This is a genomic window from Bowmanella denitrificans (assembly GCF_039522935.1).
In the GTDB taxonomy this organism is placed as follows: domain Bacteria; phylum Pseudomonadota; class Gammaproteobacteria; order Enterobacterales; family Alteromonadaceae; genus Bowmanella; species Bowmanella denitrificans.
Map to the genome: position 1 here is coordinate 184,848 of NZ_BAAAEI010000006.1, position 11,582 is coordinate 196,429.

Consider the following 11,582-nt stretch of genomic DNA (forward strand, 5'->3'; position numbering starts at 1 on the left):
ATGTTTAAACGTCTGTTACCTTTAGTCTTGATGCTGCTGGCGGGGTGTGCAGCCAAACCCGAATTTCAGCGCCCCAGTTTGCTGCAAACCCAGCACCAGCGCACGGGGGTGTTCTTCACCACTGAAACCCGGCCATTAACCGTGTCACCCTGGGATATCCGCTATCAGAATATCGGCTATGAACAGGACCCCAAGCTGCTCAATTACCTGGCCCTGTTTGAGCAGGAAATTGCTAAGCTGCCACCCGCTGTGCTGCGTTTGTCGGGCCTGGATAAAGTGGCCTTTGTACGGGCCTTGTCGGTAGGGCCCCAGCCCCGCGCCGCGGTGCCGGATTATATTCATGAAGTGCTGTATTACGATGTGGATGCCCCAGGTGATGCTTACCTGCGCCATGTGGTGCATCACGAGTTTTACCATATGCTGGAGCAGCAGTTATATGGCAGTGCCTACTATAAAGATCCGCTTTGGCACAGCCTGAATCCTGACGGTTTTGTATACGGTAATGGCGGGGCCTACGCCAGGGACAGCAGCGTGTCTGTGTTCAGTCACCCTCACCCAGGTTTTGTCAATGGTTATGCCATGAGTGGCCTGGAAGAGGATAAGGCCGAGATCTGGGCGATTATCTGGGCGCAGCAAAGCTGGCAGGCCGTTGAGACTCTGGTGGAAATCGACAGCATACTGCAGGCAAAAATTAGGCTGCTTACCGCCCAGGTGCAATGTCAGGCACCAGAGATGGCAAATACCTGGCCTGACTATATTCAGCGGTATCTCGCTGCGCTACCGGCCTGCGAATTTGTTGACACCATTCACGCCGCTCCAGCTGCAGTTGAGGGTTCTTAACCTGCCGCTGGTAGCCAAGCAACTGGTTAACAGGATGTAAATACCGCAATCTGGCCATCACCATTCCCGGTCAGATAGAAGTGAAAAGCGATGATAAGCAGGCAACAACAAGATCTTAAGCAAGCACCACCGTCTCCCGAGCAAGGCTATCGATTTACCCTGGCCCAACTGGCAGTATTGCGGGCACCTGAACAGGAAACCGACGCGGGGGAAGAGCAGGACTGCGTTGGTTTTGTGCGCGGTGAGAATTAGAACCAGTTTAAATACACTTTGCCGAAGATGTTTACGAAGAGCGACTGTCGGGCCATCGACCCAGGGCTGGGTTTGAACAGAACCTATATCAGAAAGATAAACAGCCCCTGGCACCCAAGACTACCTTACAAAGATTGACAATCTTTGTATGCGTTTCTAATCTTGTGTCTGTCATATTCTACGTTTGGAGGCCATTGTGCATGTTTCCCTAACACCTGAGTTGGAATCCCGGGTTAAAGCTAAAGTAGAGAGTGGTTTGTACAATAATGCCAGCGAGGTGATCCGTGAAGCACTGCGTTTTATGGAAACACATGAAGACTGGGTTCGAGAAATAAAACTAGCTCGTCTTCGCGAGCAATTGAAAACCGGGGTTGAGCAACTGGATCGCGGCGAAGGCATTGCCATTGAATCCAAAAGTTCTCTGAATGCGCTGTTTGACGACATCAAGGTATAGTTACCTCGCCCATGTCCGCCTATCAACTTGTTATTGCGCCTGCAGCTAAATCCGACATCAAAGAAATCTACCAGTATGGTGTTCAACATTGGGGGCAGGCTCAATCGGATAGATATCTGGAAAATATCAAGGAACAGATCTGGTTGCTTACTGAACAGCCCCTAATAGGCGTCGAGCGCCCTGAACTCTTTGCTGGAGTCAGAAGTCTGCCTGTCGAAAGTCACACGCTGTTCTACAGGGTTGTGGATGGCAGGATTGAAATTATTCGCACACTACATGGCCGCCAGGATCCCAACAGACACTTGAGATAGCGAAAAAACTCACCGCTTGTTATCGCTTTGGGCCTCAGTATTGAATGTCAGCATAACCTGGCGATTATCCAGATCCTGTATCTGCACCCTTGACTGCAGTTGCTGGTAATCACGTTGCTGATCCAGGTGAGCAATCAGGCTTTCAATTGCCTCGGCATATTGTTGCGGTATCCGCTTCACCAGGGTCTTGCCCCGTTTAGCTGGCCGCCCTGCCCCTGGTCGGCTGCCTCCTCTGGAAGCCTTTTGTTCCAACCAGTCTAACTGCACTTCTTTGCGAATAACTCGGCGCATATCAGTTGATTCCGTAACATAATCTATTTTTAGTTTGTCTATATTAGCCAATAATTATGTAACAAAATCAAGAAGAAGCCTGTCTTGGTCTAGTTGTTATTTTTGTTACAGAATCAAATGCGAGGTTACTTAGCGGTACTGCTTTGCCAGCGAAGCGGGCTGGCAAAGGAATGTTGTATGTGCAACTTACCCTGTGCAACCAACTGTTGAATTTGCTCAGAATCTATGCTGCTGAGGGATATTGAAGAGTCAGCAGTGATATCGTCCAGCCCGACCCAACCGTCCCGGCCAGAATGTTTGGCGGCGTATAAACACAGGTCCGCCAGCTTTATCAGCGTGGCCCATGAATTATGCTCTGCAATGGCCAGTGGATAGCAAACATAACCGACCGAACAGGTTAACCACAATGGCTCAGTGCCTTGGGGAGAAAACGCACTATGGCGAATACTGTCAACAAAGCGCTGTGCCAGTGACGTTGCATCTTCCCTGCGTATAAACCGGGCCACGGCAACAAATTCTTCCCCACCCCAACGCACCAGATAATCTGAATGACGAAATACCTGCTGCATGCGCTGTTTCAACATGCGCAGCACGTCATCGCCGACATTGTGGCCGTATCTGTCATTCAGGGCTTTAAAATTGTCCAGGTCGATAAGAAAGACCACCAGGTCAGCGCTCTCAGGTTTGGGGGTCTTGCCCCTTTGCCAGTCCTGATAAAGACGCTGACTGTGGATCAGATCGCTTTCAATATGGCTTTCCAAAAAATGGCGGTTATGCAGGCCGGTGAGTTTGTCGGTCAGGCTGATGGTTTCCAACTGCTTATAGGCGGCCTGCAATTCCAGGTTTTTATCTTGCAGCTCTTCTGTTCTGCTTGCCACTTGCTGCTCCAAACGCCGGTTAAGACGTTTTTGATTGTGACGATGGTAGAGCATTAATAGCAAAGTAAAACCTGCGGCAAGTCCCAGGATCCAAAAGTTGCGATACAACCTGTGTTGTTCAACCATGGCTTGCTGCAGCGCCTGTTCTCTTTTCAGCAGCTCTATCTGATTTTGCTGACGGGTAAAATCCGCCTGCGCCTGGATATTGGCAATGGTTGCCGCTCTTTGCGCATTGAATAACTCATCATCCAATTGTTTTTGATGCTGCAAAGCGGCCAGGGCTTCACGTACCGCGTCCTGTTTAACCAGCACCTGCACCCGCAGTTTTTCTAAAATGGCTTCATCGGCGCGTTCATTATTCAATCTTGCCTGGATCACACCGGCTTCGATGTAACCCAGCGCAGCGCTGTGTTCTTCCTTCTTAATGGCCAGTTCCGCCGCCAGTTTATAAGCGTCAACCAGTAGACTTTTATATTCCTGTTTCATTGCCCTGGCGATAACACCATCGAGTAATTGCTGTGCTTCATCATAGTTACCTTGGTCCATTGCCAGTTTTGCCAACGAAGTGCGCGCCCAGTCTGCATCCCGCGGCGCGTGAATCTGCTCAAATAATGCCAGAGCCTGGTTAAGGTGTATGGCTGACTGCGCAAAATTGCCCAGTTCACTGTATAAGAAACCCAACTTGTTGTGGCTGTACGCAATGTTTTTCGGATCGCCGACAGCTTGGTCCATCTTCAGCGCTTGCAGGAAGTAGCTCAGGGCCTTTTGTCTATCGCCCATGGTACGGTTGAGGTCGCCCAGATTAAAAATTGCGCTGGCGATCCCCTCCTGATCGCCTGTCTGGTAATGTAGATCCAGGGACTGTTGATGCGCCTGCAACGCTTGTTCGAATTGGCCCATCTTTTCCAGAATTGTACCAATGCTGTTGTAAACCGAGGCCATCGCCTTGGTGTCTTGCTGCGTTTGGTAGATTTGCATCGCCAGATAGACGTTATCCAGCGCCTGGCCGTAGTCACTTTGATAACGATAGGTCAGCCCAAGCTGGCGGTACGACTCTGCCAACAGGCTTTGCTGGTTGATATCCAGAAACAGATTAATGGCCTGCTGAAGGTAGGCTTTGGCATCGGGGTAGCGGTTTCGCTCCATGGCATTTCTGCCGAGGTTGAAATAAGCCCGGCCCTGTTCAAGCAGATCGCCGCGTTGATTGGCCAGGATCAGATATTGATTGGCAAGTTGATCGGCATTGTCCATCTGGCCTTGCTGCCTTGCCCTTTCAACTTGCTCCCTCAGTAGAGTGAAATTGTCCTGCTGGGCCAGAACAGATGCCGAGAATGCGCATGACAGCAACACCGCCAGGTTAAGAAAACGCAGCAAAACAGCAATCCACAAAGTCTAAATCGACCAAGAAGGTAACATTAAAGGCGATGGATAACCATCGCCTCAAGGCGCTGCCAAACTAGTCAGACTAGCCTGGTACTCTTACCCAACCTTCCATCAACACACGGGCACTGCGGCTCATAATGGCTTTGCTAACCTGCCATTGGCCATCTAGTTGAATCGCCTCTGCCCCAACTCTTAGGGTACCGGATGGATGACCAAAGACCACCGTTTGTTTGTCACCGCCTCCAGCGGCCTGGTTGACCAGTGTACCGGGAATGGCGGCTGCGGTGCCAATGGCCACGGCGGCGGTACCCATCATGGCATGGTGCAGTTTGCCCATGGATAAGGCCCGTACCAGCAAATTAATGCTATCTGCGCTGACCGTTTTACCACTGGACGCCTGATAGTCTTTAGGCGGTGCGACAAAGGCAATTTTCGGGGTATGGGCGCGGCTCGCCGCTTGGCTAATATCTTCAATCAGGCCCATTTTCAGCGCGCCATAAGCACGAATGGTTTCAAAACGCGCCAACGCTGCGCTATCGGCATTAATATCGTCCTGCAATTCGCTGCCGGAATAGCCAATATCCGCAGCGTTAACAAAAATGGTAGGAATACCGGCGTTGATTAAGGTGGCAGGAAAACTGCCGACGCCAGGTACATCCAGCGTGTCGATAAGATTACCGGTGGGAAACATTGCCCCGCCCTCACCGTCTTCGTCTGCGGCCGGGTTCAGAAATTCAATCTGTACTTCGGCGGCTGGAAAGGTCACACCGTCCAGCTCAAAATCGCCGGTTTCCTGTACTTCACCGTTACTGACCGGCACATGGGCAATAATGGTTTTGCCGATATTGGCCTGCCAGATCCTCACTACACAATGACCATTGTGGGGAATACGATCGCTTTTGACCAACCCATTGCTGATGGCAAAGGCACCCACTGCGGCGGTGAGATTACCGCAATTGCCACTCCAGTCGATAAAGGGTTTGTCGATGGCCACCTGGCCAAACAGGTAGTCCACATCGTGGTTGGCTTTGGTGCTTTTGCTTAAGATCACCGTTTTTGAGGTGGATGATGTTGCCCCGCCCATACCGTCGGTATGCTTGGCATAAGGATCCGGACTACCGATGACCCGTAGTAACAGCGCATCCCGCTCCGCCCCAGGCACCTGCGCCGCCACCGGCAAATCATCCAACTTAAAAAACACGCCCTTAGAGGTACCGCCACGCATATAGGTGGCCGGAATACGAATCTGAGGTTTAAACATAATAGACTCCAATTTATTCAACCACAGAGACACAGAGGGCACAGAGGTTCAAAAATCTAAGCACTCTGTGCTCTCTGTGCCTCTGTGGTTAATTTAGGCTTTTTGGATTCCAGGAAGCTCTGGACAGGTCTCTGTAATATACAATCCGCCACGCATATAGGTGGCTGGAATACGAATCTGCGGTTTGAACATAATAGTTTCCAATTTATTCAACCACAGAGACACAGAGGGCACGGAGATTCAAAATCTAAGCGCTCTGTGTTCTCTGTGCCTCTGTGGTTAACTTAGGCTTTTTCAGATTCAAGGAAGTCCTGGGCGAAGCGCTGCAGCACGCCGCCCGCTTCATAGATAGACACTTCCTCGGCGGTATCCAGCCGGCATTTAACCTGCACTTCTTCACTGTGGCCATTTTGGCGCTGCACTACCAAGGTAAGCAGCGCTCCGGGCTCACGTTTGCCTTTAACATCAAAGGTTTCAGTGCCATCAATGGCCAGCGTATGGCGGTTGGTGCCGGGTAAAAACTCCAGTGGCAGTACCCCCATACCAATTAAGTTAGTGCGGTGAATACGCTCAAAGCCTTCTGCCACTATGGCTTCCACCCCAGCCAGGCGCACGCCTTTGGCGGCCCAGTCACGGGACGAGCCCTGTCCATAATCAGCACCGGCAATAATGCACAATGGCTGTTTACGCTGCATATAGGTTTCTATGGCTTCCCACATGCGCGTAACCTTACCTTCCGGCTCAACACGGGCCAGCGAGCCTTGCTTAACCTTACCTGCTTCGTCTTTGACCATTTCGTTAAACAGCTTAGGGTTGGCAAAAGTGGCGCGTTGCGCGGTTAAATGGTCACCGCGATGGGTGGCATAAGAGTTAAAGTCTTCTTCCGGCAGGCCCATTTTGGCCAGATATTCCCCGGCAGCACTATCCAGCAAGATAGCATTGGACGGCGACAGGTGATCGGTAGTGATATTGTCACCCAGTACCGCCAACGGTCTCATTCCTGTCAGGCTGCGCTGCCCGGCCAGGGCCCCTTCCCAATAAGGTGGACGGCGGATATAGGTACTCATTTCACGCCACTGGTAGAGGGGATCAATATGGCTACCGTAGTCGACAGTTAAGTCGAACATCGGGTCGTAAACTTTGCGGAAATGCTCGGGTTTGACCGACTTGGCAATCACCGCATCAATCTCTTCATCGCTTGGCCAGATATCCTTTAAGGTCACAGGGTTACCTTGGGCATCCTGCCCCAGTGCGTCTTTTTCAATATCAAAGCGCACCGTACCGGCAATCGCATAGGCAATAACCAGCGGCGGTGAAGCTAAGAAGGCCTGCTTGGCATAAGGATGAATACGGCCGTCAAAGTTACGGTTACCCGACAGCACCGCAGTGGCGTATAGATCGCGCTCGATAATCTCTTGTTGAATCTGTGGATCCAGTGCACCGCTCATACCATTACAGGTAGTACAGGCAAACGCCACTATACCAAAGCCCAACTGTTCCAGTTCCGGCAGCAAACCGGCTTCTTCAAGATACAGCTGCACCGCTTTGGAGCCTGGGGCCAGCGAGGTTTTCACCCAGGGCTTACGCTCCAGTCCCATGGCATTGGCTTTTTTGGCCAGCAGACCAGCGGCAATCACATTGCGCGGGTTACTGGTGTTAGTACAACTGGTGATAGCGGCAATAATCACGGCGCCATCTGGCATTTTGCCTGACTCTTGCTGGTAATCAGCGACAATCCCTTTACTGGCCAGTTCATTGGTGGCCACTCGTGCATGGGGGTTAGACGGCCCGGCCATATTGCGCACTACTGTGGCAAGGTCGAATGTCAGCACCCGCTCGTACTGCGCCTCGGTCATGCTGTCGGCCCACAGTCCGGTGGTTTTGGCATAGTTCTCCACCAGCGCGATTTGTTGGTCGTCACGGCCAGTCAGGCGCAAGTAGTCAATGGTTTGCTTGTCGATATAGAACATGGCCGCGGTGGCGCCATATTCCGGAGTCATATTGGAAATAGTGGCACGATCGCCCAGGGTCAGACTGGCGGCCCCGGCGCCGAAAAATTCCAGATAGGCCCCGACTACTTTTTCTTTACGCAGAAATTCAGTGATGGCCAGCACGATATCGGTAGCGGTAATACCGGGTTGTGGTTTACCGGTCAGCTCAACGCCGATGATATCAGGCAGACGCATCCAGGAGGCACGTCCGAGCATCACGCTTTCGGCTTCCAGCCCCCCCACCCCAATGGCAATCACGCCCAGGGCATCCACATGCGGAGTATGGCTGTCGGTGCCAACACAGGTATCGGGAAACGCGACACCGTCTTTAACCTGGATCACCGGAGACATTTTCTCCAGATTGATCTGGTGCATGATGCCGTTACCTGGCGGGATCACATCAACATTTTTAAATGCCGTTTTGGTCCAGTTAATAAAGTGAAAGCGATCATCATTGCGCCTGTCTTCTATGGCGCGGTTTTTCGCAAAGGCGTCTTTTTCAAAACCGGCGTGTTCCACCGCCAGGCTGTGATCGACTATCAACTGGGTGGGCACCACTGGATTGACCTTGGCCGGATCGCCGCCTTTTTCGGCGATAGCGTCACGTAAACCTGCCAGGTCGACTAATGCGGTCTGGCCCAAAATATCGTGGCACACTACCCTGGCCGGAAACCACGGGAAGTCCAGTTCGCGTTTACGCTGAATAATCTGCGTTAGAAACGCATTGAGTTTGGCCGGTTCGGCGCGTCTGACCAGATTTTCGGCCAGAACTTTGGCGGTATAAGGTAATTTGGCATAGGCGCCAGGCTCAATAGCCTCCACTGCAGCCTGGGTATCGAAATACGCCAGGTTGGTGCCAGGCAATAGCTGTTTAAATTCGGTATTCATATTTGCACCACAGAGTCACAGAGCGCACAGAGAATTGGATAGATAAGAAGCTGGTCTTTCCCAGCGCGCTTTAGTTGTTTGCTGTCATTATCCACAGAGACAGAAAGAGCATATTACTTAGTGCCCTCTGTGCCTCTGTGGTTCTTTTTGATCTTACCGCTGGGCGATGGGAGTGACTTTACGTAGCTCTTCGCCGGTGTATTCCGCCGATGGGCGAATAATGCGGTTGTCGGCGCGCTGTTCCATCACGTGGGCGGCCCAGCCGGTTAAACGTGACATCACAAAAATCGGCGTAAACAACTTAGTCGGAATCCCCATAAAGTGATAAGCCGAGGCATGGAAGAAATCGGCATTACAGAACAGCTTTTTCTCACGCCACATCACTTCTTCACAGCGCACCGACACCGGATACAACACTTTGTCGCCCACGTCGTCGGCCAGCCTGGCCGCCCAGGATTTGATAATGGCATTGCGCGGGTCAGACTCAGAATAAATGGCATGACCAAAGCCCATGATCTTTTCTTTGCGGGCTAATTTACCGAGCATTTCCTGCTCAGCATGCTCTGCAGAGGTAAAGCCTTCAATCATTTCCATGGCCGCTTCATTGGCCCCGCCATGCAATGGGCCACGCAGTGAACCGATGGCACCGGTGATACAGGAATGCATATCTGACAAGGTGGAGGCGCAAACGCGGGCGGTAAAGGTGGAGGCGTTAAACTCATGTTCGGCGTAAAGGATCAAGGAAACATGCATCACCTGCTCGTGCAGCGACTTGGGTTTTTCACCATGTAACAAATGCAAAAAGTGCGCGCCAATGCTGTCATCGTCGGTTTCTACCTCGATGCGCACGCCGTCGTGGCTGAAGCGATACCAGTAGCAGATGATGCTGGGGAAGCAGGCCAGCATGCGTTCGGTTGCGTTTTGCTGCTCAGAGAAATCCAGTTCTGTTTCCAGATTGCCCAGCATTGAGCAGCCGGTGCGCAACACATCCATTGGGTGGGCTTCGGCAGGAATACGCTCTAATACATCTTTTAATGCCTGTGGCAGCGCGCGCAGGGACTTAAGTTTAGCTTTATACGCATCCAGTTCGGCCTGATTGGGCAGTTTGCCTTGCAGAATCAAGTAAGCCACTTCTTCGAACTGGCAATGTTCGGCCAGGTCTTTAACATCATAGCCGCGATAGGTAAGCCCGGAGCCGGATTTACCCACGGTAGACAGCGCTGTTTTACCTGCCACCTGGCCGCGCAGACCTGCGCCACTTAATACTTTACCTTGTGCCATTGGTCATTCTCCTGATTTTTATAGGGTTCATTTACTGGTTTAATCAAGCATAGAAATGCCGCGTTTTTATGACGAATTTATTGCAGCGGCTATTCTCGTTCTATGCTTTTGTCCGGCTGATTCAGTGCCTTTGCCGCAAAATCGGGACTATTACTTGTTTTTGCCCTGGGCAAATAAGGCGTCCAGTTTTTGTTCGTAGTCGTGATAACCCAGGTAGTCATACAGCTCCATACGGGTTTGCATACTGTCCAGTACGGCTTTTTGGTCACCATCGCTAAGAATATGCCGGTAGACATTTTCTGCAGCACGGTTCATGGCCCGAAATGCGGACAGCGGATACAGCACCATATCCACGCCCCACTGGCCTAGCTCGGCTTTGTTCCAAAGCTCAGTTTTACCAAACTCGGTGATATTGGCCAGAATCGGTACGTTCAACGCTTCGCTGAAGGCCCGATAATGGGTTTCGGTTTGAATAGCTTCTGCGAAAATGCCGTCGGCACCGGCCTCCACATACGCCTTGGCTCGTTCAATGGCAGCTTCCAAGCCTTCCTGTGCAAAGGCATCGGTGCGGGCCATAATAAAAAAGTCAGGGTCGGTACGGGCATCCACGGCGGCTTTGATCCTGTCCTGCATTTCTTCCACAGAGACAATCTCTTTATTGGGGCGATGGCCGCAGCGTTTTTGCGCCACCTGATCTTCCATATGTACTGCGGCCGCACCGGCTTTTTGCATGTCTTTGATGGTTTTGGCGATATTAAAGGCCCCGCCCCAACCGGTATCAATATCCACCATCAACGGTAGGTCGCAGGCAGCGGTAATACGCTGTACATCCACCAGCACATCATTCAGCGAGGTCATACCTAAATCTGGCAGGCCATAAGAGGCATTGGCCACACCGCCGCCGGATAAATAGATAGCCTGATGGCCGATGTGTTTGGCCATCATCGCGGTATAGGCGTTAATCGTACCGACAATCTGCAAGGGTTGATTGTCGGCCAGCGCCTGGCGGAATTTTTTTCCTGCACTCATGCTTGTTCTCTCCTGTTACCGGCATCAGTGGCCAGTTTTTGTTCAATGTTGATTCTTGAATAGGTGATATGACGGCGCATCAGCATTTCGGCCAGTTCTTCATCACGATTAGAAATGGCTTTAACAATATGGCGGTGTTCATCGAAGGCTGTGGTGACGCGCGGTCCGGCCATTCCCAGCTGTACACGGTACATACGCACCAGGTGATAAATGCCGTTGGTGAGCATATTAATCAGATGGCGATTTTTGCTGCCCTGAATAATGCGGTAATGAAAGTCCACATCTCCGGCTTCCTGATAATAAGATTCGCCGCCCTTTACTTCCTGAAAATGCTGGTTGAGTAAGTCATTCAGTGCGGTTATTTCCTGCTCTGTCATATTGCGTGCCGCCAGGCGTGCCGCCATACCTTCCAGCGCTTCGCGCACTTCATACAGTTCAATCAGGCCCTGGGGACTCAGTGCCACCACTCTAGCGCCAATATTGGCTTTACGCTCAACCAGGCGACAGGATTCCAATCGATTGATGGCTTCACGTATGACGGCACGACTGACGGCATATTTTGTCGACAATTCTGTTTCACTCAGCTTGGCGCCTGATGCAATCCCCCCTTCTACTATGTCCTTTCGCAGCAGGAAGAATGTTTTATCGGCCGAAGTTACGGCCTGTTCACTGAGTAAATTCACGGGGCGTCACACAGGATAAGCTTATTAAAGTGTCGACAAT

At 51.5% G+C, this 11,582-nt stretch carries 11 protein-coding genes; 4 read left to right on the plus strand and 7 right to left on the minus strand.

Translation table 11 applies throughout. The annotated features are described in order from the left end of the window. From ABD028_RS03800 to ABD028_RS03815, 4 genes are all read left to right on the plus strand, one after another. Nucleotides 1–840, plus strand: coding sequence for a putative zinc-binding metallopeptidase (locus ABD028_RS03800; protein ID WP_343841947.1), 840 nt, complete (start codon nt 1–3; stop codon nt 838–840). Nucleotides 841–930: 90 nt separating this feature from the next. Beyond that, the gene (locus ABD028_RS03805) at nt 931–1,092 is read left to right on the plus strand and encodes a hypothetical protein (protein ID WP_343841950.1); all 162 of its coding nucleotides are present in this window, start codon (nt 931–933) and stop codon (nt 1,090–1,092) included. A 196-nt stretch (nt 1,093–1,288) separates the two neighbouring features. Further along, nucleotides 1,289–1,546, plus strand: coding sequence for a type II toxin-antitoxin system ParD family antitoxin (locus tag ABD028_RS03810; RefSeq protein ID WP_343841953.1), 258 nt, complete (start codon nt 1,289–1,291; stop codon nt 1,544–1,546). Between the two features lie 11 nt (nt 1,547–1,557). Next, nucleotides 1,558–1,857, plus strand: coding sequence for a type II toxin-antitoxin system RelE/ParE family toxin (locus tag ABD028_RS03815; protein ID WP_343841956.1), 300 nt, complete (start codon nt 1,558–1,560; stop codon nt 1,855–1,857). A 9-nt stretch (nt 1,858–1,866) separates the two neighbouring features. Here ABD028_RS03815 and ABD028_RS03820 read toward each other — a convergent pair whose 3' ends face one another. The 7 genes from ABD028_RS03820 to ABD028_RS03850 form a co-directional block, all read right to left on the minus strand. Further along, nucleotides 1,867–2,148, minus strand: a complete 282-nt coding sequence (locus tag ABD028_RS03820; protein ID WP_343841958.1) for a hypothetical protein — start codon at nt 2,146–2,148, stop codon at nt 1,867–1,869. 125 nt (nt 2,149–2,273) lie between these two features. Next, nucleotides 2,274–4,400: a diguanylate cyclase gene (locus ABD028_RS03825; protein WP_343841960.1), complete on the minus strand. Its 2,127-nt coding sequence runs from the start codon at nt 4,398–4,400 to the stop codon at nt 2,274–2,276. A gap of 91 nt (nt 4,401–4,491) precedes the next feature. Beyond that, nucleotides 4,492–5,670 carry a 2-methylaconitate cis-trans isomerase PrpF gene (prpF, locus tag ABD028_RS03830; protein ID WP_343841963.1) on the minus strand — a complete coding sequence of 393 codons (1,179 nt, stop codon included), beginning with the start codon at nt 5,668–5,670 and terminating at the stop codon, nt 4,492–4,494. Nucleotides 5,671–5,954: 284 nt separating this feature from the next. Next, complete coding sequence (gene acnD, locus ABD028_RS03835; protein WP_343841966.1) at nt 5,955–8,549, minus strand: Fe/S-dependent 2-methylisocitrate dehydratase AcnD; 2,595 nt, start codon at nt 8,547–8,549, stop codon at nt 5,955–5,957. Between the two features lie 153 nt (nt 8,550–8,702). Beyond that, nucleotides 8,703–9,830, minus strand: coding sequence for a bifunctional 2-methylcitrate synthase/citrate synthase (prpC, locus tag ABD028_RS03840; protein WP_102795427.1), 1,128 nt, complete (start codon nt 9,828–9,830; stop codon nt 8,703–8,705). Nucleotides 9,831–9,980: 150 nt separating this feature from the next. Beyond that, the gene (gene prpB / locus ABD028_RS03845; protein WP_343841970.1) at nt 9,981–10,859 is read right to left on the minus strand and encodes a methylisocitrate lyase; all 879 of its coding nucleotides are present in this window, start codon (nt 10,857–10,859) and stop codon (nt 9,981–9,983) included. Then, nucleotides 10,856–11,542, minus strand: coding sequence for a GntR family transcriptional regulator (locus tag ABD028_RS03850; RefSeq protein WP_343841973.1), 687 nt, complete (start codon nt 11,540–11,542; stop codon nt 10,856–10,858). Before ABD028_RS03850 ends, prpB begins: the two co-directional genes overlap by 4 nt. Nucleotides 11,543–11,582 lie beyond the last annotated feature (40 nt).